This is a genomic window from Clostridiales bacterium (assembly GCA_014799665.1).
Lineage (GTDB): Bacteria > Bacillota > Clostridia > Christensenellales > Pumilibacteraceae > Anaerocaecibacter.
On the sequence record JAAVHP010000007.1, the window covers coordinates 210,908 to 234,670 of the forward strand.

The following is a 23,763-nucleotide window of genomic DNA, read 5'->3' on the forward strand; positions in this document are numbered from 1 at the left end:
AATGAAAGTATTATTCCTTGGTACGCCCGAGTTCGCTGTAAAAAGCCTCGACGCGTTAATGAAATCGAACCATACCGTTGTGGGCGTAGTCACTCAGCCCGACAGAGCGGTCAAGCACGGCAAGACCGAGCCGTGCGCGGTAAAAAAAGCTGCGGAGAGCTACGGCTTACCCGTTATTCAGCCGATAAAGATCCGCAACGACGTGGATAGCTTAAAGGCGTTCGGCGCCGATATAGCCGTTACGGCTGCGTACGGTCAAATCTTGACCGCCGCAGTTCTCGACGCTTTCCCGTGCGGCGTAATAAACGTTCACGGCTCTTTGCTCCCCAAATACCGCGGCGCGTCGCCCATACAGTCCGCGATCGCCGACGGTGAAAAGCAAACGGGAGTTACCATAATGCGTACCGAGCTCGGTATCGATACCGGCGATATGCTTTTAAGCCGTGCAATAGAAATCGGCGATAACGAAACGGCGGGCGAGCTTACCGAGCGCCTTGCCGTGCTCGGCGGCGAATTGCTCGTGGAAGCGCTGGATAACTACGATAATATCACGCCCGTTAAGCAGGATAATGAGAAAGCAACGCACTGCAAAATGATAACGAAAGCCGAGCAGTATATAGATTTCGACTGCGACGCGCGCACTGTTGTAAACCGCATTCGCTCGTTATCGCCAGTGCCTTGCGCAAAAACTGTGATAGAGGGCGAGACCTATAAAATATATAAGGCAATCGTCTGTGGCGAGCCGTGCGCCGAGAAAGCGGGTACGATAACGTGCTCAACCGATAAGCTCGTTATCGCTTGCGGAAGCGGCGCTATCGAGGTGCAAACGATACAAGCGCCAAGCAAGCGCGCACTCGAAATAAAAGAGTTTTTGCGCGGAAGAAAGTTTAACGTCGGGGTGGTGTGTGCAAAGCCGCAATTATAATAAAACCGACCGTGCCGCGACTGCCGCGGCGACTATGGTCGATATAGCGTTATATAACGCGCTCCGCGCGGTGTTCATAGACGAAGCGTTTTGCGCGCAGGCGCTTACAAAGGCGTTAAAAGGGCTTACGAATTTGCGCCAGCACCCGTTCGTCACGAGCGCGTTTTACGGCGTGCTCGATAACAACGTTCGGCTCGAAAAGATCATTAAGTCGCTGTGCGACCGTGCGCCCGATAAAAACACATCTGTCGTATTGAAGATAGGAATGTTCTACTGCAACTACGCCGATATGCCAAGCTACGCCGCCGTAAATAGGTCGGTCGAGCTTGCAAAAAAGGTGGGAGCGTTTAGTGGCTTCGTCAATGCCGTGCTCAAAAAATCGATAGGCTTCGAGCCGAAATTCGACAGCGCACTCGAAAAGTTTTCATACGATTGCAATACGCCCGAATGGCTGTGCAAACAGCTTATTTCGGACTACGGCGAGGATAGGGCAAAGAGCATACTAACGGCTAAGCTTCCGCTTAAAACGCATATACGCCCTGTTAAAGGCAAGATCACAAAAGAGCAGTTCATGAGTGCGGCAAAGGGCGGCGAGTTCACCGATTATGGTTGCTATGTGGATAGGAATATGCTCGACCGTTTCGACAGCGCGACCGTCGTCGTGCAGTCGGTTTCGTCCATTCGTGCGGTAAACGCGTATACTGCGAATTTAAGTGGCGGCAGGGCGATCGATCTTTGCGCCGCTCCGGGCGGCAAATCGGTGTATTTGAGCGAGCTCGGCGATTATAAAATAACCGCCTGCGATATTTACCCGCACAAGCTCGATCTTATGCGCGGCTATGCAAAAAAGCACGGCGCGAAAATTGAGGTTGCGTTAAACGACGCGACAAAGCGCAACGATAAGTTTGTTGACGTGTTCGATCTGGTTATTGCGGACTGTCCGTGCAGCGGTACGGGTACGCTTAACACCAAGCCCGATATTTTGATCAAACGCAAGCCGAGCGATATAGCCGAGCTTACTAAGCTTCAATTCGATATTTTGAACGTAGCGGCGGAATATTGCAAGATCGGCGGTGTTCTGTGCTATTCGACTTGCTCCATACTTAACAGCGAGAACGAACAAACCGTACAAAAGTTTTTGAGCGCACACGATAATTATACTTTGCTCGATACTACAAAGCTTTTGCCAGATACCGATAAATGCGACGGGTTCTTTATAGCGCGGTTAAAACGGGAAAAATAATGAAAAAGCTTCTTGCCGATCTTAATCTCGACGAGCTGACCGAGCTTATGGCTTCGTTCGGTCAACCGAAATACCGCGCCAAGCAAATCATGGCGCATATCGTCGCGTACGACAGCTTCGATGAGTATACGGATATTCCCAAGGCGCTTAGAGCCTCTCTTGCGGAAGAATATGCCGACCGCGTTCTTACCGAGAATACGCGCGTGACCTCGTCGGACGGCGCGATCCGTTATTTGTTTTCGACTATGGACGGCGACTTGATCGAGTCTGTGTTTTTGCCGCACGGCTACGGTAACAGCGTTTGCGTGTCTTGCCAGGTCGGGTGCGGCATGGGTTGCGTGTTTTGCGCTTCGGGTTTGTACGGGCTTAAACGCAATCTTTCGGCGGGTGAGATTTTATCGCAGGTGCTGTATATTGCACGCGATAAAAAGGACGCGGGCGGAGTGAATAAGATCGTAATGATGGGAAGCGGCGAACCGCTAGCAAATTACGATAACACGCTAAAATTTTTAAAGCTTGTAAATGCGCCGGCAGGTATCAATATAGGTATGCGGTCTATATCGGTTTCGACCTGCGGACTGCCGAGCGGAATAATGCGACTTGCTGAGGACGGGCTTACGCCTACGCTGTCGCTTTCGCTCCATGCAGCCACCGACGTTAAACGCAAAACGATCATGAAAGTCGCCGAGCATTATTCGGTCGCCGAACTTGTTTCTTCGCTAAAAACGTATTTCGATAAAACGGGCCGGCGAGTGATAATCGAGTATATCTTGATAGGCGGATTCAACGACACGGACGGCGATATCGCGGCATTAAAGAGCTTGCTGAAAGGTCTTTGCTGTCATATCAATCTTATACCGCTCAACCCCACCGATCACTGCGATTTTAAGCCGCCCTCGAAAAAACAAGCCTACGCTTTTTGCGATAAGCTTAACGGGGCAGGGCTGTCGGCTTCCGTTCGTCGGTCTATGGGCTCGGACGTTGCGGGCGCGTGCGGTCAGCTTAAAAACCGAACGGTGGAGCAAAAGCGTAGAAAATCTTGACTTTTTTTGATAAAAAGTTGTCTAAAACATATTAAATTCACTTGCCTAATCCGTTTTGTTATGATATAATTTATAAGAAATATGTATGTCACTTCGCAATTGCGGTTTTTTGCGGTGCGGAGTTTTTTAACGACATTGGAGGTATCATGAGCAATATCATTGCCGAAATCGAAAAAGAGTATATGAAACCCGACGTTCCTAAATTCGAAGTGGGTGATACCGTTCGCGTATCGGTTAAGGTCAAGGAAGGTAACCGCGAGCGTATTCAGGCTTTCGAGGGTATCGTTATCGCCAAAAAGAACGGTTCGGTTCGCGAATCGTTTACCGTACGCCGCGTTTCGTTCGGCGTAGGCATCGAGCGTACGTTCCCCCTTCATTCGCCGCGCGTAGCGTCGATCGACGTTATCAAGCACGGTAAGGTTCGTCGCGCCAAGCTTTACTACTTGCGTAACCTTTCGGGCAAAGCCGCTAAGATCAAAGAGAAATAAATCTCTGTTTAAACAGCAAACTCAAATCGACGGTTCGCCGTCGTTTTTTTTGTGCCGAAAATTCGAACGGCATTCAGTAAATTATATATTTTTAATATGTGGCAATAATCGTATGCGTGGAAGTGTTTTTAATTGTTCTAGCTATATTTTCCGCCGTGCTATTGGTATTCCGTTATGCAGTAACGCCCAAAAAGCCCAAGCTCGGCGCGGGCGAACGGCTCGGTTCTGGCGCGCTCGATATGCGCATACAATTGCTTGCCAAACGTTGTAAAACGACCGTAAACGGTTTCGGTGTATCGGCGCAAGCGCTTAAAATAAAAAAGCTTTTTAACAGAATACAAAAAAGGATAGAGCGTGGCGATACTTTATACGGCTACGAGTACGAGCTGATAAATTCGCGCGAGCTTATTTTGCGTGCCGAGCGGCTCGCCAAGTCCGCCGTTAGGCTAAGCTATACTTGGGGGCACGTCGATGGCTATCCGCGGTTGTATTTGCTTTGTCACGAAATCGTTACGGGAACGCAAGGCGACGTAACCGCAGAAACGCTTGATAACGCTTTGTCGACTTGTGAAAAAGCCGCGCCGCTGTCGAACGCCGAAAAACAAAGTTATACGGACGTTATTCGGTTTTGCCTTTGCATGATGCTGTATTACATCGTGTCGCGTATTCATAAGCCGTGCGACGTTTATTCGAACGGGCTCGCCGACGGCAGTGCGGGCAAGGTCGATCTAGATAGGATAACAGATATTTTCTACGTTTGCGGTGTTATCGACGGCACAGAAACAGATACCGAAACGTTGAATAACTTGCTTGAAATAAACGGCGTCGATCGCGAAAGGGCGAAAGCCGTTCGTGCCGAAAAACTTGCACGCGTTTATGCTCAAACGAAAAGCATAATATCTTCGCTTAACGTGCTCGAAAAATATAAAGTAGTCGTTCCCGAAACGGTGCAACGTGCAAAGCTGAGTAATTGGGCAATACGTGTTTGCAATATCGCGCCGCTAATCGGTATTGTAGTTATCGGTGTGCTTACTTGTGTATTTATTAAATATAATTATGCGGCTGTGTTCGCCGTGTTATCTATTCTTATTTACGCGGGATTCAGACTTCCCGTACTTATTTACGCGCCGACGACGTACGACTTTAAGCTTGATTTTTTTAAAAAGCTTGTGCGGCGTAATAAAAAAGAGTTGATCGTTCACGAACGCGTTCCTGCGGAGATCGCATATTTTGGCGGCGAGCCTGAGTTGATCGAACATGAAATGAGCGGTAAAGGCGTTAAGGTGAATGTCGATAACCGCGGATGCGTAACCGTACGGAAAAAGGGCGCGGGCGAGCTTGCATTCGATGTAGAGCTTTTTTTATCGGGCGAATGCGGAACGTTAAGCTTATGTCAGGCGGACGGCATACTGCAAAAGCATAAGAGTGTGTATTCTGTATGCGACAGCGAAAAGCAAATGACAGTAGGCGTCGTTGCTTCGCCGAACGCTTCGTGCTGTTTATTCGATATTACCGTCATAAACCGTACCGCAGAGCCGCGTGCGTTCATGCTTGCCGCCGCCTGTACGCCCAAAGACAGAGTGGATAATATCGGTGAAGCTATATCGTTAAATCACGCCGTAGCATTCTGCTGTGAAAGCGGCGTTTCCGCGCTTTCGTTCGATACCGACGGCGAGTACGGTTGCGATTTAATAGGCGCAAAGTGTAACGGAGTATATAATAATTTCGGGGGTGCGCTCGTCGGTATGACGGGGGAGCGCGCCGTGAGTATAGGCGGGTTTTCCAAAATAGTACTAAAGCTTGTAGTCGTATTCGGTAACAGCTTGCGCGAGGCGGAGCGAATAGCCGAATATTCGCTTGCAGGCGGGTATGCGCGTTACGCCGCCGATTGCGCAAGCGAGCTTGCCGATTTTGGAAATGATGTTTTGCCACAAACCACGCTCGACCGATTTGTTCGTTCGAGCGGCGCGGATATTGCGCCGTGCGCACCGCCGCGCATATTCGAGCCGAACGCTCGGTTGAGCGTTGGCAACGGATTGTTTCTCGAAGACGGATCATATAGCCAAGCGGCAAACCGATTCGAGCCTGCGCCGATTTTTAACAATATTATTTGCGGTAAAAACTCGTTTATCGAGTGCAGTACAAACGGCATATCGAGTCTTAGTTTTTCGGCGTTTGGCGGTACAGGACGAGGAGCGATCGACCGTCCGCTGGCATTTGCCGTTATCGGTGAAAACGGCGTGCTGTGGTCGCCGACCAATATGCCGCTCGGCAGAGGAGAACTGCGCGCGATCCACTACGTAGGCGGAACAAGATATGAATGCGCGTTTAACGGCTGTGTATGCGCGATGAATTGTTTTACTCTGCACGATAAAAGCGCCGCGGTGTTCGAGCTTAAAATAAACAACCGCGAGGAGTTTTCGCGCTATTTCGATATAATGTTCTCGGTGGACGGAATGATCGGCGAGAATGTGTTTATAAGCTCATCGGAGGATATTGTCGATAGCTGTAAATTTAAGGAAGGTTATTTCGTTTACGGAAATATCGATCGTGTAAACGGTTTTAGGTCGGGCGGTAGCACGGCTATGCCGACGGTATCTGTAAGCAAAACCGTGCCGCCGTGCACCGAGCGATCGATTTTATTCGTCGTTACGGACGGGGGGAATCAAATCGATGATATCGAAAACGTCGTACACAAGGAAAAAGCTTGGCTTAATAAATTCGCTAAAATCAAGCTGCATTGCAGCGATCCCGCGCTCGAATATTTATTTGGCTGGTCGCTGTATAAGGCGTATTCGGCGCTATTTACTCAAAATGATATATTAATAAAAAATACCGCAATTATATTGAGCGCACTTAAATACTTTGACACCAAGTTAGTGCGGCGCATGCTAATCGATACTTTATCCCGTCAATCGCGTAGCGGACGGTTTGAATTCGATACGCGGGAAAGTATTTTTATTTTCGGCGCGGTGTTTGATTATTGCGAGTTTACAAAAGATAAATCGTTGCTGAGCGAGCCCGTTAGCTATGCGCCGAGTGAGTTCGGCGGTATGACCGTCACGGAGTGTGAAAGCGTTATCAGTCATTTTCTTCGCGCGGTATTCGCATACTTAGACGTAATATGCGCCGAGCCGCATGGGGTCAATACCGCAATATGTGTTTGCCGTGATTACGTTTTTCTTAACCTGCTGCACAAAAGTATAGATTACTGTAAAGCGGACGAAAAAAGGATGGAGCTTATCAAGGCTTTGAGCATTGTTGCTTCGCGTTATTCGAATAGCGTGCATCGATTAAAATCGCATAAATTCCTCGATAACGAAAGCTTTTACGACGGTTTGGTTTGCGCTCGTGCGCTCTATCTTACGGGCGAATACGAAAAGGCTTATTCCGTTCTAAAACGGTGTAATATTATTACTTATGCGCCGATTACAGAACCTCGCGGCGAGGAGTACGCGCTATATTATATTACGGTTGCGGAAATGCTGCTCGGTATTAGCGTAAAGGGTAAGCGCATTAAGCTTAACCCCGGACTTGCCGCTTCTTCGCCGCGGTTTAAAATCGATCTATCGTTCGGGCGGACCGTTCAAGTCGATATTGATAACGGAAATTCAAGTGGCGAGTGGAAGCTACGCATAGGTGATATAAGCTATTCGGTAAACACCGTAGACCTGGATAATCCGCTTAGCCGTCACGTGCTTTTATTCAGAGAGTAAGATTAGAATTTAATTATAATCGCATTAAAAGTATTGTGCAACTTTTGTAATTGTGATATAATGAACGAAATCACAAATTCGAAAAGAACTATACGTATCGACATGATGCAAAGAAATCGAAAAATCAATCTGTGATTGTGCTATACTTGTAAGCGAAATGGATCTATTCGATTTGACAAACAATACCGAAAAATCGGCGCCGCTCGCCGAGCGTATGCGCCCGCAGTCCTTGGATAAGTTCATAGGACAAAAGCATTTATTGCACAGCGGGTCACTTTTATTGCGCGCAATTCAGGTGGACAAGCTGGGTAGCTGTATATTCTTCGGTCCGCCGGGAACGGGGAAAACGACTCTCGCCGGCATTATCGCTAACTCGACAAAGAGCGAGTTTGTAAAGCTCAACGCCGTTTCGTCGGGCGTTTCCGACGCAAAAAAAGTTATCGAGGACGCTACAGAGCGGCTCAGAATGTACGGCAAGCGCACGTTCTTGCTCCTCGACGAGTGCCATAGATGGAACAAGGCGCAGTCCGACTGCGTGCTTTCGGCTATCGAAACGGGCAGCATAATTTTTATCGGCTCGACTACCGAAAACCCGTTTATTTCCATGACGCGCGCTATCGTGTCGCGGTGCAGGGTGTTCGAGCTGAAATCGCTCACCGATGACGAGATCGTGGACGGACTGAAGCGCGCCGCCGTCGATCCCAAGGGCTTGGGCGAATACAAGCTGGAAATCAAGGACGAAGCGTATCGGCATATCGCTTGGTCGAGCAATGGCGATCTTCGCAACGCATATAACGCGCTCGAACTTGCCGTGCTAACGACTCCGCCGTCAGATAACGGCGTTATCGTGATCGACGAGCAGGTCGCGCAGCAATCGACGCAGCACAGACTTCTGTCGATTGATGACAGTATGTATTACGATATGCTTTCGGCGTTTTGTAAGTCGCTCCGCGGCTGCGATCCCGACGCGGCGCTTTACTGGGCGTTTCGATTAATAGAAGCGGGTTGCGATCCGTTGTTGCTTTTCAGGCGTATGCTGGCGCACGCGAGCGAGGACGTGGGTATGGCGGACACCTCGGCGCTTATAACCGTTACCTCGGCGCTTACAGCATACGAGCATATAGGCGTTCCCGAAGGGTATTTGTCGTTGGCACACGCAATAATTAAGGTCACTACCGCACCGAAGTCCAATTCGGTGTACCTTGCGAAAGCGGCGGCGCAACGCGCCGTTAAATCTCATGCCGACGACGTTGTGCCCGATTATTTGCGCGACAGAACGTACAAAACGCCCAACGACAGCGGCGCGGCGTATATCTATCCGCACGACAGTCCCGAGTATATAACTCAGCAGTATTTGCCTAAATCGCTTCAAGGCGAAGTTTTTTATAAGCCGCAGGACAACCCCAACGAGCGCAAAATAGAAGCGTTCTTGGACGCGTTACGAAAAAACAGAAAACAGTAGTATTGTTTTTGTAGAGTTAAATAAAAGATATAGGCAGGGAATTATGTTAGAAATTGATCACGTATCTATGGCGTATGCCAGCGGCAAGATAAAAGCCGTGGACGATTTGTCGTTTTCGCTTAAAGAAGGCGAGATCTTCGGCTTTCTTGGTGCGAACGGTGCGGGCAAGACCACTACCATAAAAATGGCGACGGGAATACTTCCCGTTAAGTCGGGAAGCATATCGATTTGCGGTCACGATATAACGAAAGACCCGATTGAAGCAAAACGGAATTTCGGGTTTGTTCCCGATAGTCCTATTATTTTCGATAGGTATACGGGGCGTGAATATATCGACTTTTTGGGTGATATTTACCGCGTAGACAAAGCCGAGCGCGAGCGTATTACGCGCGATCTTCTTAAACGGTTTTCGCTTGAAGACGCGTTCGATAAACGAATAAGCGGCTACTCGCACGGCATGAAGCAAAAGATCGCGATTATCGGCGCGCTTATACACAGCCCCGCGTTGTGGATACTCGACGAGCCCATGATGGGGCTCGATCCACCCAGTGCATTTGCACTCAAAGAGCTTATGAAAGAGCATAAGGCGCAGGGTAAAACGGTTTTCTTTTCGACGCACGTTCTCGACGTTGCCGAAAAGATTTGCGACCGTGTTGCAATTATAAACCACGGTAAGCTCGTTTTGTGCGGAGATATGGAGGAAATAAAGCGGGCTAAGGGCGACGAAAGCCTTGAAGAAATATTCATGTCGGTGGCGGGTAGCGATGAGTAATTACTTGACCGTTTTAAAAGCGTTGTTTAAAAATAAGCTACGCTTCGAATTGAGCGCCAAAAAGCGAAGCAAGATAATGCTTTTTGCGGCGCTCGGATTCGCGTACTTGCTTATAATGTTCTCGCTTATATCCGTCATTGTAGCGCTTGGGGACTTGCTTACGATTTCGATATATTCTATGGCGTGTTATTTCTTTTTGCTGATAACGGGTGCGCTTATCGTACTTATTTTCGGTATTATAAATCTTGTAAACACGTTGTATTTATCAAAAGATACCGATTTTTATTCCATGCTTCCAATCAAATCGTCGACGGTGTTTGCCGCTAAGTTGTCGTTCGTTTATATTTCTGAAGCGGCTATAATCGTGGCAATACTGTTGCCGCTGTTTATTGCTTTCGGTATCGTCGTTCATGCCTGGGCGGCGTTCTATATAATTACAATACTTACGCTTTTGATAGTGCCCGCGCTTCCGCTGGTGCTTGCGGCGATATTCGCCGTGCCCGTAATGTATATTGCGTCGCATCTTAAAAACCGTAGCTTAGTGACGCTTATATTTTATATCGTGCTTTTCGGCGGAGGTATGGCAGTATATATTTACTTCATGTTTGCATCTTCGAACATGGGCGAGGACGAGGTCATAACCGAGGAAACGCTTAACGCAATGGTCAACGCGATACAAGCGGTGCTGTATATTCTGTATCCGTACACCGCGCTCTCCATGGCGGCGTTCGGCATTCGGTCATACGGGCTTAACGTGGCAGGCTCGATCGCTGTAAATTTACTTATCTTTATAGGCTGCTCTGCTGCGCTTATCGGCATACTCATGCTGCTTGGAAAGTTCATGTACTCGCGGTCCGCTAAGGCAAACAATCAAACGAACGATAAAGCAAAAAAGGGCGAGTTCAAACAGGGAAGTGGAATCCGCTCGCTCATAAAGCGCGAATATATTTCGTCAATGCGTACGACTCAGGTCGCGTTTCAGTGTTATGCCGTGTTCCTGCTTCCTATTATTTTTGCGATAATGTTCGGATTATCATTCGGCAATCTCGCCAATTCGATGAGTGAAGAAGGTATTGCGTTGGATAGTCGTTTCTCATCTCTTTTAACTTTTGCGACTTTTCTTGCAATGCTTATATGTATAAATAACGCCGCGGCAACGTCCTATTCGCGGGAGGGTACTGCTCTCGCTTCGCTTAAAATTCTGCCCGTAAACGCAAAGACCGTGCTTAACGCCAAGGTTTTGGCATGGACGTTTATTGCCGTGCCCGTTACGGTGATCGGCGTTATTATAATAAACGCATTCAATTTCAGAGTAGATTATTTCTTACTGTCATTATTCTCGTTCGTTCCGCTTAGCGTTGCGTTCATGGTGTTCGGTGCTCTGTGGGATCTTTCCGCGCCCAAGCTTAAATGGACGGACCCACGACAGGCGGTCAAACAGAATTTGCACGTTCTGATCGGTCAGGTGTTTGGAATGATAAGCGGACTGGTTTTGATTGTGTTGTTTATCGTCCTTTTGAACTTTGATTTAAGTTTCGACATTTTATCCGCAGTATGCTGGGCGTATATTTACGCGGTATTGATTATTTTCGTCGTTATCGACATATTATTATATAGAAAAGCCGAGGAATATTACCGAAGAATAGAAATTTAGTTGTAGAGGTGGTTTTTTGGACTACTTTAATAAATCGGCAAATGAAGTATTAGCCGAGCTGAAAACTTCCGCGCAGGGACTGACTGACGGCGAAGCGGCTATGCGGCTTATTTCGAGCGGAGAGAACAAGCTCGCGGAACCCAAGAAAGAGAGCGTAGTTAAAAAGTTCTTTAAGCAGTTTACCGACGTAATGGTTATCGTACTCATAGCGGCGGCGATAGTGTCCGCCGTTATCGGCGTTGTCGAAAAACAGTACGAGGACTTTATAGACGTAGGTATTATACTGTTTATCGTTATTCTTAACGCCGTAATCGGTACAGTTCAGGAATGTAAAGCCGAAAAGGCGATGGCGTCGCTCAAAAGCATGACGGCGCCCTATTGCAAGGTGCGACGCGGCGGCGAGGTGAAAAAGGTAGCGACCTCGGCGCTCGTAAAAGGCGATATAGTTATACTCGAAGCGGGCGATATTGTTCCTGCCGATCTTCGGCTTATTTCGTGCGCTTCGTTAAAAGCCGAAACCTCGGCATTGACGGGGGAAAGCGTTGCAGAGGATAAATTTACTCGCGCAATAGACGGCGAGGTTCCGCTCGGCGAGCGGGATAATATGCTGTTCGCTTCGAGTACCGTGACATACGGGCGCGGCGAGGGCGTTGTTACGGCGACCGGTATGAACGCCGAAATCGGTAAGATAGCGACCATGCTCGACAGCGGCGAAAAAACAGTTACGCCGCTTCAAAAAAAGCTTAACGCAGTAGGAAAGTTCATTTCCATTGCGGTACTCGCTATCGCGGCTGCGGTGTTCGTAATGGGCATACTTTGCGCGGCGGGTACGGGGTCCGTCACCGTAGACAGCGTTATCGATTCGTTTATGACGGCTGTCGCGCTCGCCGTTGCGGCAATCCCCGAAAGTCTTACTGCGGTTATTACCATTATTCTTGCGCTCGGCGTTCAGCGGCTTTCCAAAAAGAACGCCATAATAAAAAAGCTTCCCGCCGTGGAAACGCTCGGCAGTACCAACGTTATCTGTTCGGATAAGACGGGCACGCTCACCATCAATAAAATGACGGTGACGGATATTTATGCGTGCGGCTCGTTCTCGCCGAAGAAAGGCGAAGCGGTTGAGCGGCTATACAAGTGTATGTGCCTTTGCAACGACACTACCGTGAGGTTGGAACGCGGAAACCCGCTCACTATGGGCGACCCGACCGAAACCGCGCTCGTGGATTACGCACATAAAAACGGCGTCGAAAAACTCGATCTCGATAAGGATTGTCCGCGCGTCGACGAGATACCGTTCGACTCCGATCGCAAGCTCATGACTACCGTTAATCGCGAAAAAGGCGGCGATACCGTTTATACAAAAGGCGCGCCAGACGAGCTCATCAAACGTTGTGCGTTTATATTCGACGGTAGTTCCGTGCGTCCTATAACTCCCAAGGATAAGGCGGACATTATGTCTGCGAACAAGCAAATGGCGGATAGGGCGTTGCGCGTTTTGGCGTACGCGTATAAGCCGAAGAATGGAGCGACGGCGGGCGATTACGAGAGCGAGCTTATATTTGTCGGGCTTTCGGGCATGATCGATCCGCCGCGCGAGGAAGTAAAGGACGCCGTAAGACTATGTAAAAGCGCGGGTATAGAAGTCGTTATGATAACGGGCGACAACCCCAATACGGCGTTTGCAATTGCTTCGGCGCTCGGTATTGCGAGCGATACGCGCCAAACGATAACGGGCGCGGAAATTCAGAAACTGACCGACGAGCAGCTTATCGGTAAGGTCAAAAAGCTGCGCGTGTACGCACGTGTTTCGCCCGAGCATAAGGTCAGAATAGTCAAGGCGTGGCAGGCCAACGGCATGATAGTCGCAATGACGGGCGACGGAGTGAACGACGCGCCGAGTATTAAGTCCGCCGATATAGGCGTAGGCATGGGCATTACGGGCACGGAAGTAACCAAGGACGCCGCCGATATGGTGCTCAGTGACGATAATTTCGCGACGATCGTCACCGCCGTTAAGGAAGGTCGAACGATCTTCGGTAATATGCAAAAGACCATTCAATATCTTTTGGCTGCGAACCTGTCCGAGGTGCTGTCGTTATTTTTCGCGACGATAATCTTTGCGTTCTATAAACAGCCGTACGTTTTTTTACTGCCTATACAGCTATTATGGGTAAACCTCGTGACGGACAGCTTGCCCGCGCTTGCGCTCGGCATGGAACCGCCCGAAAGCGACGTAATGGCGTACCCGCCGCGCCCCGCGAGCGATAGCTTGTTCTCGGGCAAGGTGGGAGTAAATATAATCTATCAGGGCATATTCCAAACGATAATCGTGCTCGGTGTGTTCCTTGGCTGTACCTTCACGGGCTGGGGACACGAGGTCGGCACGACTATGGCGTTCCTTTCGCTGTGCCTGACCCAGCTTTTCCACAGCTTCAACGCCAAGAGCATTACGGGCAGTATCTTCAATAAGAACTTCTTTAAGAACAAGCTTATGTTCTTATCTTTCTTAGTCGGCGCGGCGCTCACCGTCGGGCTTGCGTTGCTGCCCGCTACGCACAAGATATTCGCGTTACAGTGGCTTAACGGTATGCAGTGGCTTACGGTCATACTTTGCTCGGCGGCGATCATTCCCGCGGTCGAAATCGTCAAGCTGTTTATGCGTATATTCGACAGAAAAAAGTTATCCGCAAAGTAAAAGAAAAATTCAAAAATATATTGCAATGCGTTTAGATATGTGGTATACTTTGTATTGTTAAATTCAAACGGAAAACAGAGGAAACGTATCAATGGATAAGTGGGACGCGCGCTTTATGGAAATAGCGCATACGGTTGCGACTTGGTCGAGCTGCTATCAGGAAAACCGCCAGGTCGGCGCTGTTATCGCTAAGAATAAGCGCATAATGACGACAGGCTACAACGGCGCAAGCTCTGGCGTAAAGAGTTGTAAAGAAAAGGGTGTTTGCTTGCGCAGGGAGCTTAATATTCCGTCGGGCACGCGCCACGAGGTGTGCTACGCAACGCACGCAGAACAAAACGCTATTATTCAAGCGGCGAGAATGGGAATTTGCATAGACGGCGCGACCTTGTACTGCACGCATCAGCCGTGCTCTATCTGCACTAAAATGATCATCAATAGCGGAATAACCCGAGTGGTGTACGAGGACGGTTATCCCGACGAGTTCTCGCTCGAACTTTTTGCGGAAGCGGGAGTTGCGATAGAGAAATTCGATAAGAACGGCGCACCCGATACCGTTACCAAATCGGGCAAATAATCAGGTAAAAACATAGGAATATGGAGGAAAATAAAATGGCTAATTGTAAGCATTGCAGTCAGGAAGTACCGTCTTACGCTAAATTCTGCCCTAAGTGCGGCATGGCGGATCCCGTCGATAATCCCACTACGCTGCCCGAAAACCCGCCTGCAGCAGCGCACGCCCCCGCGCCCGCGCCGAAAGCGGAGAAAAAGCCGCTTGACTTCGGCTGGTTTAACAAAAGCTTCATGGTTTTGTTTGTAATATTCGGCGCTTGTGCTTTTACTTTTATGCAACTTTGCGGTGTTTACACACCGTTAGTATCGTTTGGCTTTGGAATAACGCTCGGAGTGTTCGCATTGCTTTTCGCCTTAGCGTTCCTTGCCTGGGGTATCATCAGATTTATGTTATCGTTAGGCGAGAGCATAGAGCAAAGGAAGCTGACTCGTACGCGTGATATTATTTGCTTGGCAATTTCCATAATAGGATTTTTGTTCGTGCTTTTAATGTGCATAGCAATATTTATCTTGGGCGACGGAATGAACGATTTAGCCGGAATGCTCGGTTGATTAAAAATATAGGTTAGTATAAATTTTATAAATCGTGGATGAAATACTCCGCGATTTTTTATTTAAAAAATTTCTTAAAAATAATTAAAAGTGCTTGACAAGAGAATAATAAGGTTATATAATTCATTATAGAGTTTGACTATCTTTGACTTTTGACTTTTAGGTCAAAGCAGTCTAACAATTGTAAGGAGGTGCGGCGTGACGCTGAGCGATATAATAGAGCGGTTTTTGCTGGAAACGTTGGGCGACGAGTTGTCGGTCAATTTTAACCGTAACGAGCTTGCGACATATTTTTCGGTCGCGCCCAGCCAAATAAACTACGTGCTTGCCACGCGGTTCACGCCAGAGCGCGGGTACATTACCGAGAGCAAGCGCGGAGGCGGGGGGTCGATCACGCTCATTCGAATTAACGAGAGTGCGGACGACACGCTTATGCGGTATATCGATCAAACGCTTTCAGAGGGCATAGACTACGTTAGAGCGTGTCAGATATTGGATAGGCTGACTGCCGACGGCGTGTTCACTACAACGGAAGCTACTTTGATCAAGGCGGCAATTACCGACAAAGCGCTTTTGGCGCCTACCGTTACCAAAAACAAGCTGCGCGGATCTATTCTGAAAAACGTTTTGCTTGAAACGCTGAAAATGCACGACGATGACGGGCAATAATAATTGACGTAGCTTATCAGCAGTGACCAACCGATCAATGATTATAAGAGGTTATTATGAAATGTACTAAATGCGGGCTTAGAGAAGCCACAACGGACGTTTACGTTCGGCACAACGATAACGTTGAAAAAATGTGTTTATGCAGCGAGTGCGCCAAGAGCTATACTCCCAATATGGGGTTTGATAATTTCGACATGCTCAGTAAGCTTATTAACGGATCGCCGATGGGGCTTTTGTCTAATCTTAACGGGTTATTCCAAGCGCCGAAAACCCGCGCGCTCATTTGCCCCAATTGCAAAACTACGAGCGAGGATTTTATCAAGACGGGGTTTGTCGGTTGCCCGCACTGCTACGATGTGTTCGAGCCGATCATAACCCAGTCGGTCAAACGTTTACAGCAGGCGGATAGGCACGTAGGTAAAGTACCGCAGGGCGAAATCGACACGGCGACCGAGGAAGCGAGATTAAAGTCCGAGCTTCAAGCGGCGATTGACAGCGGCGATTACGCCAAAATCGGCGAGCTGGGCGAAAGGCTCAAAACGCTTGTCGGCAACAAGCGCGGCAATTGATTTTGCGGGGTGAAATAAATGAACAGTTTAAATTCGACTATTATTTCCACAAGACTGCGGCTTGCCCGCAACATAGACGGGCTGCCTTTCCCGCACAAGATAGCGAAAGAGCCGGCAAAGCAAATCGTAACTACGGTCGAGCAAGCGTTATCCGGTTACGATAAATTCACGCGCTACGATATAAGCAATATTTCAGAAACGGAAGGCACGAAATTACAGGAAAAGCATTTGATAAGCCCCGATCTTCTCGAAGACTGTCCGTACGGTGCGGCGCTTGTGAGCGCGGACGAGAACATTTCGGTTATGGTCAACGAGGAAGATCATATCCGCGAGCAGGTCATTCTTTCGGGGCTTGCGCTCGATCAGGCGTACGACCGCGTGAACAGATTGGACGACGTTCTCGGCAAGAGTATCAAGTTTGCATTCGATAATCGGTTCGGGTATCTTACTTCCTGTGCGACAAACCTCGGCACAGGTATGCGCGCGTCCGTCATGATGTTTTTGCCCGCGCTTACAATAGAGAATATGATCGACGCTTGCATAAACGAAGTCGCGCGCATCAACATGACTGTGCGCGGCGTGTACGGCGAGGGCAGTAAAGCCGACGGGTATCTTTATCAGGTGAGCAACCAGCGCACGCTCGGGCTCAAAGAGAGTGATATAATAGAAGCAGTCAAGGGTGCTATCAATCATATTGTAGACGCGGAGCTGCGTGCCCGTCAGCTATTAAAGCGCGATGAAACGTTATTAAAGGACAAAATCTACCGCGCTTGGGGCATCGCGACCAACGCCTACAAGCTCGCTACTTCGGAAGCAATGCAATATTTGGCGCTAATTAGGCTCGGCGCATATTACGGGTATATCGATATTTCCGACGAGAGTAGCTTTCAAAATCTCATTTCGGCGGTACAGCCCGCGAGTATGCAAATATTGAGCGGCGACAGTATGAACGTAGAAGAACGCGATACTTTACGCGCTAAGTATCTTTTGTCGGCGCTTAATAATCTTTGCAAACGCAAACAGTAATAAGGGAGGGTTTTAATTATGTATTCAATGGACGATAACGCGCAAAAAGCGTACGAAATAGCAAGGCAAACAGCTAAATACTATTCAAACGAAGTTACGGGTACGGAGCATTTACTTTACGGCATTCTCAAAGTAGATTGTTGCGCTTCTAAGATTTTTTCGGCGAACAAGCTTTCGCCCGACGGCATGATCGCGTTGTTCCGCGAAGAAGCGGAAACAAACAACACAGTGTCGACTGATCCCGTGGATTCGCCGCGTATCAAAGAAACGATACCGTTTGCGGCGTACAACTATGCAACGCAGTTCGGCGCACCGCTCATTACACCCGATTCTTTAATGCTTGCGATACTCGAAGATCGAAACTGCGTGGCGGTTGATGCGCTGCTCCATATTTTCAACGTAGATACCGCGCTTTTCCGTCGGTCGATCATATCGCTCATTCAGCGCGATATGCAAAAGCAATCGTCTTTTGGCGAAAACCCGTTCACTATGTTCGGCGCAATGTTCGGCGCGCCGCAGTCGTTCGACTACGAACGCCCCGCAGACGGTTCGGGCGTAAAAGGTCCGTCTAACAGGCTGCCGCAGCAGCTTGCCGATCTCGGCGTGGACGTTACGCAAAAGGCACGCGAGAACAAGCTCGATCCCGTTATCGGCAGGGAGAGCGAAGTCGAGCGGCTTATCGAAATTCTTTGCCGCAAGACCAAGAACAATCCGGTGCTTATCGGCGAACCGGGCGTAGGTAAGAGTGCGATAATCGACGGGCTTGCCCGAGCGATCGTCGACGGCAAGGTGCCGCGCCAGCTTCAAAACAATATCATATTCTCACTCAATATCGGCTCGCTAATGGCGGGCACAAAATACCGTGGTCAGCTCGAAGAAAAGCTCAAATCGGCTATCGATATTATAATCAACAGCGGCAATATAATTGTGTTTATCGACGAGCTTCATACGCTCATGCAGGCGGGCTCTAAGGAAGGCGAGGTTACGCCGTCTGATATTTTAAAGCCCTATCTTGCGCGTGGCGAGCTGCAAACGATAGGCGCGACGACTACCGAAGAATACCGCAAGTATATAGAAAAAGATAAGGCTATGGAGCGTCGTTTCCAGCCGATAACTGTCGAGCCGCCCACCGTAGATCAGACGATAGAAATTCTTAAAGGCTTACGCACCAACTACGAGAACTTCCATAAGGTAAAGTTATCAGACGAGGCGATCATTGCCGCCGCTAAGCTTTCGGATAAGTATATTTCGGACAGGTTTTTACCCGATAAGGCAATCGACCTGATCGACGAGGCGATGAGCTGCGCTAAGGTCAGTATTTCGGGCGAGCCCGAGGATATTAAGGATTTGACCGAAAAGCTTGTCGAAACTTCGAGAAAAATGAACGAGAGCGCGGCGCGTAAAGACTTTGCGCAAGCCGAGGAATACAAAAAGCAGTGTGAGGAGCTCGATAAAAAGATCAAGTCGCGCACTCTACAAAACGCCGCGGCGCAAGAGAAGTGCACGCTTACCATTAACGCCGAAAATATAGCCGACGTGGTGTCGCGCTGGACGAAAATACCTGTGAACAAGCTTACGGCAACCGAAAGCGAGCGGCTTAAAAACCTCGAAGAAATCTTGCATAAGCGCGTTATCGGTCAGCATAACGCCGTAGAAGCTGTATCAAAAGCGATACGCCGCGCTCGCGCAGGGCTTAAAAGCGACGGCCGGCCTATCGGCTCGTTTATATTCCTCGGTCCTACGGGCGTAGGCAAAACCGAGCTTACCAAGGCGCTAGCCGAAGCTATGTTCGATAACGAGAACGCTACGATCCGCCTTGATATGAGCGAGTTTATGGAGTCGCATTCGGTGTCTAAGCTTATCGGCGCGCCTCCCGGATACGTTGGGTTCGATGACGGCGGGCAGTTGACCGAAAAGGTGCGGCGCCATCCGTATTCGGTGGTTTTGTTCGACGAGATAGAAAAAGCGCATCCCGACGTGTTCAATATTCTGTTGCAGCTATTGGACGACGGTCGGCTTACCGACGCGCAGGGGCGCACGGTTTCGTTTAAGAACACGATAATAATAATGACGAGTAACGCAGGCGCGACCGACGCCGTGACCAAGCGCGAGATCGGCTTTAACGCTGTAGGCAAAAAGGATGCCGACGTTCAAAACGATGCGTATATGAAAGCATTGAGAGCTACATTCCGTCCCGAGTTCCTTAACCGCATAGACGTGATTTGCGTATTTGATAAGCTGTCCAAGGAGGACGTTACCAAAATTGCGGCGATCATGCTCAATAAGGTGGAAGACTCGCTTAAAGACAGGAACATTTCGCTCACTATTTCGCAAGCTGCGCTCGAATGGATCATCGACAAGGGCTACGACGCCGAATACGGCGCAAGACCGCTGCGCAGAGTGATCGAGCAGAACGTAGAGGACGAGATAGCCGAGGCGATCATCGACGGCAAGATAAAGAACGACAGCACCGTTCGCGTGGACTGTGTCGACGGAAAAATAGTTGTAGGATAAATAACTAAGTTTTTTCAAAAAGGCATTTACAATCGCGCATTAATTTGGTATAATATAACTACAAAGCATACGAATAGGAGGCAAAATCATGACAATTGAATATCTTTGCAAAGGTTACGACGCAAGCGACAAGCTTAAGACGATTATCGAAAAGAAAGTTCAAAAGCTCGATAAGTTTTTCGACGACGATACCCGCATTAAGATAGGGCTTAAAAAGGGTAATACCCGCAGTATAAACGATCAGTACACGCTCGAACTTACCGTTTTGCTCGACAGCACCGTGCTTCGCGCCGAGGTTACGAGCGATAATATGTACAATAATATCGACTTGGCACTGCCTAAGCTCGAAAAGCAAATCATTCGTCATCACAAAAAGATCGCTTCCAAGTCCAAGAAGTTCCGCGCCAAGGGCTTGTCGGTAGAAGAAGAAATCATAGAGGAAGGCGAGAAGGAAAAGACGGTCGTTCGCTCCAAGAGCTATACGCTAGTTCCCATGAGCATTGACGACGCGATAGAGGAACTCGAACTCGTCGGGCATAATTTCTACGTATTTCTTAACAAATCGACCAATTCTATCAACGTTTTGTACGTTCGTAACGACGGCAACTACGGTCTTATCGAAACGGTCGTATAATCTATTATAGTTTATACCAAAAATGTCGGCAAAATTTGTCGGCATTTTTGCTGTTATATAGGTATCGTATCGCTTGATTTTTTGTATCGTAAATGCTAAAATATATACGATAAAAATCTTATTTGAACGGAGATATACATAATGAAGCTCAAATTCGACTACAACAATATGATGGAAAAATCCATCGGCTCGCACGGTATTAAAGATGCTGACATTACCGGCGCAAAAGCCGCTCACGCCGCCGCCTTTAAAGAGGTTATCGATAACAGCGGCAAGGGCTGGCAGGAATGGACGGACAGCCCGCTCATCAGCGATAAAGAGGTCGCCGAGCTCAATACGTTCGGCAAGGCGATTCGCGACAAGGCGTCGAGCTTTGTCGTGCTCGGTATCGGTGGATCGGCGCTCGGTCCAATTTGCGTGTTCAACGCACTTTTGCACCTGCATCATAACGAGCTGCCTAAGGAAATGCGTAAAGCTCCTAAAATCTACGTAGAAGACAACGTAGACCCCGAGCGTATGGCGTCCCTTCTCGACGTAGTCGATATTAAAACCACCTATTTTAACGTTATAACCAAGTCGGGCGAAACGAGTGAAACGCTCAGCCAATTCCTTATCCTTTACAGCCTGCTAAAAAAAGCGTTGGGCGAAAAGGAAGCCAAAGAGCATATCTTTGTTACGACCACTATCGGCAAGGGCGCGCTTTATAACTGCGCGCAGAAGGAAGGCTTTAAGATTTTCGGTATTCCTGCAGGCGTCGGCGGCAGGTTCTCCGTCCTTTCCAACGTCGGTCTCGTGCCGTTTGCCGTTATGGGTATCGATATTGCCAAAATGATCGCCGGCGCGCGTGCAATGCGCAAAGCGTGCGAATGTGCGGATATCACCAAAAACCCTGCGCTCATGACGGCGTTTTTGCAAGTCAAGTCGATGGAAGCGGGCAAGAATATTTCGGTCATGATGCCTTACGCCGACGGGCTTAAAACAATGGCGGACTTCTACTGCCAAATCTGGGCGGAGTCGCTCGGCAAGGCTGTCGACAATGCGGGAAAAACGGTAAACTGCGGTCAAACTCCCGCTAAATCGCTCGGCGTTACCGATCAGCACAGCCAAGTTCAGCTGTATACCGAGGGCCCTTACGATAAAGTAGTTACCTTTATCGGCGTAGAGAACTACGGCGCAACGGTCGATATACCCAAGACCGAGAGCGCGGAAATAGGCGATTTCTTAAAAGGTCACACGCTTAATGAGCTTATCACTGCCGAGCGCAAGTCGACCGAGTATGCGCTTACCAAGGCGGGCAGGTCGAACTTTACGATCATTATGCCTGTAGTGGACGCCGAAACGGTAGGCGAGCTCCTTATGTACTATATGTACGAAACCGCGTTTGCGGGTGCTTACCTCAATATCGATACTTTCAACCAGCCCGGTGTTGAGGAGGGCAAAAAGGCTACCTTCGCCATGATCGGGCGCGCAGGCTACGAGCAAAAGCTTAAAGAACTTAATTCGATAAAGAAAGACGATAATTACATAATCGGCTAAAATCTTAAATTAAATTTTCGAAAACGTATTGCAAAACCCTAACAATTATGTTACACTTTTAGTAATTAAACCCAACGGAGGTTGTTATGAAATCAGTTCAAATTAAATTCCCCACCACCGAGAGCGTAAAAGAGTTCGTCAACGTGGTATCGCGCTATCCCTACGAAATAGACTTACATAGCGGGCGTTACGTCGTAGACGCAAAGTCGCTTTTGGGTATTTTCTCGCTCGATCTTGTAAAACCCATTGCTTGCGAGATTTATAACGATAACTGCGACGAATTATTGAAGGATATCAATAAATTTATTGCGAAATAAGTAAGTATTGGCTACTTTTCGGGTGAAATAAATGCGACGCGATTATATCGACAGTATGAAAGCCGACGGGTTCGGTGAGTTTTTGACTGCGTGCGAAAATTTAAGGAATTGTAAGTTTGTTATTGCGGAAACCAAGATTACGGCTCTGTTAAAGGCGATTGCCGATAACAAACAGCTGTATTCTATGTTTGGCATGGCACTATACGGGTTCGATTACGAACTTACTTTTTCCGAATGTATAAGCACTAATAATATTTTTTCACTGCCTACCGAACCGAAAAAGGCGATTGCGCTCGTATTCCGTATACTTTTGGATATTGACGCGGGCAAAATGCCGTTGCAAAATTTCCTGAGCGCGTACTTTCACAGCGCGTCGCTCAATGAGTCGTATGCTAGGTTTTGCCTTGAAATACTCGCGCCGTTCGAACGGTACTGCCGAAGCCTGTTCGCGCAGGCCGACGCGCTAAAAGACGTTGCAGCGTTGCGCGATGAAAAGGTAGCTTCGTCGTTAAGAGCGGACGCAAAAAACTGCGTTAATATCATAATCGAGATTGCAAATGCGGAAATTTCGGCGACCATAGAACGCGCCGAATTCGCGGCATGCGTTAAGGGCTTGACTCGAGCGCTAGATTCTAACGATTACGATCAGATAATTTCGTCCTTTCTTGGCGTTAAGTACGGAGTCGCGTACTTTTTTAAATCATCCAAAACAGTGCTTGATATCTTCAAGAAACTCGAATACGATATTAAGCATTTAGCCGACTGATTAATATTACGGTAAAAATAAAACCCTGTAAGTTGTTTCTTACAGGGTTTTATATTTTGTTGGGTTTTTATAGGTTTATCGTGTTTTCGTCGTCGCGAATTAAATCTACGTTGAAAATGAACAAACGGCGGGTGATAAAGTTATATACGAATACTATCAGCTGAACGATAAGCTTGACTAACCACATATTTCCGCCGATTACATCGTAGCCGATCCAACTGCCGAATGAGGTTAATCCGAGTCCGATTGCCGAGAATATCATGAACTTGGCAAATCCGCGCTTGGTTTTGCCTACGTTGCCGTACTTGTAAACAAATACGGACGAAAGAATGTAATTGACGGCAACCGACGCAACAAACCCTATCACCGTTGCGGTTATATATACCGAAACGGACGGCGAGTAGGGAATTCCGTCCTTGGTTGCGCCCGAAAACACGCCCCAAAAGCCCGCATAGTGTTCGTTACCGTACGCATACAAAAATATCGCCGTCAATAAAAAATCGACGGCGTTCGACGCCCAGCCCACGACGATCGATTTTAAAAATTCAAGCGTGGTTTGCTTATTTTTGAATACGCCGAACAAATGAAACTTCATTTTGTTTTATCTAC

Annotated in this window: 20 protein-coding genes; 19 read left to right on the forward strand and 1 reads right to left on the reverse strand. The window is 48.3% G+C overall.

The window, feature by feature from the left end:
• The first annotated feature begins 1 nt into the window (after position 1).
• The 19 genes from HDT28_03605 to HDT28_03695 all read left to right on the forward strand — a co-directional run bounded on the left by HDT28_03605 (position 2) and on the right by HDT28_03695 (position 23,154).
• A complete protein-coding gene (locus HDT28_03605) occupies positions 2-925 on the forward strand; it encodes a methionyl-tRNA formyltransferase (protein ID MBD5131663.1) in 924 nt (307 codons plus the stop codon).
• Positions 906-2,168, forward strand: a complete 1,263-nt coding sequence (locus HDT28_03610; protein ID MBD5131664.1) for a hypothetical protein — start codon at positions 906-908, stop codon at positions 2,166-2,168. Before HDT28_03605 ends, HDT28_03610 begins: the two co-directional genes overlap by 20 nt.
• Complete coding sequence (gene rlmN / locus HDT28_03615) at positions 2,168-3,211, forward strand: 23S rRNA (adenine(2503)-C(2))-methyltransferase RlmN (protein ID MBD5131665.1); 1,044 nt, start codon at positions 2,168-2,170, stop codon at positions 3,209-3,211. Before HDT28_03610 ends, rlmN begins: the two co-directional genes overlap by 1 nt.
• Positions 3,212-3,357: 146 nt before the next feature.
• Positions 3,358-3,699 carry a 50S ribosomal protein L19 gene (gene rplS / locus HDT28_03620; GenBank protein ID MBD5131666.1) on the forward strand — a complete coding sequence of 114 codons (342 nt, stop codon included), beginning with the start codon at positions 3,358-3,360 and terminating at the stop codon, positions 3,697-3,699.
• A 98-nt stretch (positions 3,700-3,797) separates the two neighbouring features.
• Positions 3,798-7,415, forward strand: a complete 3,618-nt coding sequence (locus HDT28_03625) for a hypothetical protein (protein MBD5131667.1) — start codon at positions 3,798-3,800, stop codon at positions 7,413-7,415.
• A gap of 157 nt (positions 7,416-7,572) precedes the next feature.
• Entirely contained in the window at positions 7,573-8,877 is a 1,305-nt protein-coding gene (locus HDT28_03630; protein MBD5131668.1) for a replication-associated recombination protein A, read from the forward strand.
• 43 nt (positions 8,878-8,920) lie between these two features.
• Complete coding sequence (locus HDT28_03635; protein MBD5131669.1) at positions 8,921-9,649, forward strand: ABC transporter ATP-binding protein; 729 nt, start codon at positions 8,921-8,923, stop codon at positions 9,647-9,649.
• Positions 9,642-11,303 carry a hypothetical protein gene (locus HDT28_03640; protein ID MBD5131670.1) on the forward strand — a complete coding sequence of 554 codons (1,662 nt, stop codon included), beginning with the start codon at positions 9,642-9,644 and terminating at the stop codon, positions 11,301-11,303. The genes HDT28_03635 and HDT28_03640 overlap by 8 nt, the downstream gene beginning before the upstream one ends.
• A 16-nt stretch (positions 11,304-11,319) precedes the next feature.
• Positions 11,320-13,998: a calcium-translocating P-type ATPase, PMCA-type gene (locus HDT28_03645; protein ID MBD5131671.1), complete on the forward strand. Its 2,679-nt coding sequence runs from the start codon at positions 11,320-11,322 to the stop codon at positions 13,996-13,998.
• A gap of 91 nt (positions 13,999-14,089) precedes the next feature.
• On the forward strand, positions 14,090-14,575 hold the full coding sequence (locus tag HDT28_03650) for a cytidine deaminase (protein MBD5131672.1): 486 nt from the start codon (positions 14,090-14,092) through the stop codon (positions 14,573-14,575).
• A gap of 35 nt (positions 14,576-14,610) precedes the next feature.
• Positions 14,611-15,123, forward strand: coding sequence for a zinc ribbon domain-containing protein (locus HDT28_03655; GenBank protein MBD5131673.1), 513 nt, complete (start codon positions 14,611-14,613; stop codon positions 15,121-15,123).
• 198 nt (positions 15,124-15,321) lie between these two features.
• Positions 15,322-15,792, forward strand: coding sequence for a CtsR family transcriptional regulator (locus tag HDT28_03660; GenBank protein ID MBD5131674.1), 471 nt, complete (start codon positions 15,322-15,324; stop codon positions 15,790-15,792).
• Between the two features lie 56 nt (positions 15,793-15,848).
• Positions 15,849-16,361 carry a hypothetical protein gene (locus HDT28_03665; protein MBD5131675.1) on the forward strand — a complete coding sequence of 171 codons (513 nt, stop codon included), beginning with the start codon at positions 15,849-15,851 and terminating at the stop codon, positions 16,359-16,361.
• Between the two features lie 18 nt (positions 16,362-16,379).
• The gene (locus tag HDT28_03670) at positions 16,380-17,387 is read left to right on the forward strand and encodes a protein arginine kinase (GenBank protein MBD5131676.1); all 1,008 of its coding nucleotides are present in this window, start codon (positions 16,380-16,382) and stop codon (positions 17,385-17,387) included.
• Positions 17,388-17,405: 18 nt separating this feature from the next.
• Positions 17,406-19,901: an ATP-dependent Clp protease ATP-binding subunit gene (locus HDT28_03675; GenBank protein MBD5131677.1), complete on the forward strand. Its 2,496-nt coding sequence runs from the start codon at positions 17,406-17,408 to the stop codon at positions 19,899-19,901.
• A gap of 88 nt (positions 19,902-19,989) precedes the next feature.
• The gene (raiA, locus tag HDT28_03680; protein ID MBD5131678.1) at positions 19,990-20,535 is read left to right on the forward strand and encodes a ribosome-associated translation inhibitor RaiA; all 546 of its coding nucleotides are present in this window, start codon (positions 19,990-19,992) and stop codon (positions 20,533-20,535) included.
• 132 nt (positions 20,536-20,667) lie between these two features.
• Positions 20,668-22,071: a glucose-6-phosphate isomerase gene (locus HDT28_03685; GenBank protein MBD5131679.1), complete on the forward strand. Its 1,404-nt coding sequence runs from the start codon at positions 20,668-20,670 to the stop codon at positions 22,069-22,071.
• 86 nt (positions 22,072-22,157) lie between these two features.
• The gene (locus tag HDT28_03690; protein MBD5131680.1) at positions 22,158-22,388 is read left to right on the forward strand and encodes an HPr family phosphocarrier protein; all 231 of its coding nucleotides are present in this window, start codon (positions 22,158-22,160) and stop codon (positions 22,386-22,388) included.
• 31 nt (positions 22,389-22,419) lie between these two features.
• Positions 22,420-23,154 carry a hypothetical protein gene (locus HDT28_03695; GenBank protein MBD5131681.1) on the forward strand — a complete coding sequence of 245 codons (735 nt, stop codon included), beginning with the start codon at positions 22,420-22,422 and terminating at the stop codon, positions 23,152-23,154.
• Positions 23,155-23,221: 67 nt separating this feature from the next.
• Here HDT28_03695 and HDT28_03700 read toward each other — a convergent pair whose 3' ends face one another.
• Positions 23,222-23,749, reverse strand: a complete 528-nt coding sequence (locus HDT28_03700) for a GtrA family protein (GenBank protein ID MBD5131682.1) — start codon at positions 23,747-23,749, stop codon at positions 23,222-23,224.
• Positions 23,750-23,763 lie beyond the last annotated feature (14 nt).

Excerpts from the sequence above, each read along its gene's own strand:
- HDT28_03640 (MBD5131670.1), top strand. The coding sequence starts at position 9,642 with ATGAGTAATTACTTGACCGTTTTAAAAGCGTTGTTTAAAAATAAGCTA.
- HDT28_03695 (MBD5131681.1), top strand. The coding sequence starts at position 22,420 with ATGCGACGCGATTATATCGACAGTATGAAAGCCGACGGGTTCGGTGAG.
- HDT28_03700 (MBD5131682.1), bottom strand. The coding sequence starts at position 23,749 with ATGAAGTTTCATTTGTTCGGCGTATTCAAAAATAAGCAAACCACGCTT.
- HDT28_03675 (MBD5131677.1), top strand. The coding sequence starts at position 17,406 with ATGTATTCAATGGACGATAACGCGCAAAAAGCGTACGAAATAGCAAGG.
- HDT28_03635 (MBD5131669.1), top strand. The coding sequence starts at position 8,921 with ATGTTAGAAATTGATCACGTATCTATGGCGTATGCCAGCGGCAAGATA.
- HDT28_03655 (MBD5131673.1), top strand. The coding sequence starts at position 14,611 with ATGGCTAATTGTAAGCATTGCAGTCAGGAAGTACCGTCTTACGCTAAA.
- HDT28_03665 (MBD5131675.1), top strand. The coding sequence starts at position 15,849 with ATGAAATGTACTAAATGCGGGCTTAGAGAAGCCACAACGGACGTTTAC.
- HDT28_03650 (MBD5131672.1), top strand. The coding sequence starts at position 14,090 with ATGGATAAGTGGGACGCGCGCTTTATGGAAATAGCGCATACGGTTGCG.
- HDT28_03630 (MBD5131668.1), top strand. The coding sequence starts at position 7,573 with ATGGATCTATTCGATTTGACAAACAATACCGAAAAATCGGCGCCGCTC.
- HDT28_03690 (MBD5131680.1), top strand. The coding sequence starts at position 22,158 with ATGAAATCAGTTCAAATTAAATTCCCCACCACCGAGAGCGTAAAAGAG.
- HDT28_03605 (MBD5131663.1), top strand. The coding sequence starts at position 2 with ATGAAAGTATTATTCCTTGGTACGCCCGAGTTCGCTGTAAAAAGCCTC.
- raiA (MBD5131678.1), top strand. The coding sequence starts at position 19,990 with ATGACAATTGAATATCTTTGCAAAGGTTACGACGCAAGCGACAAGCTT.
- HDT28_03670 (MBD5131676.1), top strand. The coding sequence starts at position 16,380 with ATGAACAGTTTAAATTCGACTATTATTTCCACAAGACTGCGGCTTGCC.
- rlmN (MBD5131665.1), top strand. The coding sequence starts at position 2,168 with ATGAAAAAGCTTCTTGCCGATCTTAATCTCGACGAGCTGACCGAGCTT.
- rplS (MBD5131666.1), top strand. The coding sequence starts at position 3,358 with ATGAGCAATATCATTGCCGAAATCGAAAAAGAGTATATGAAACCCGAC.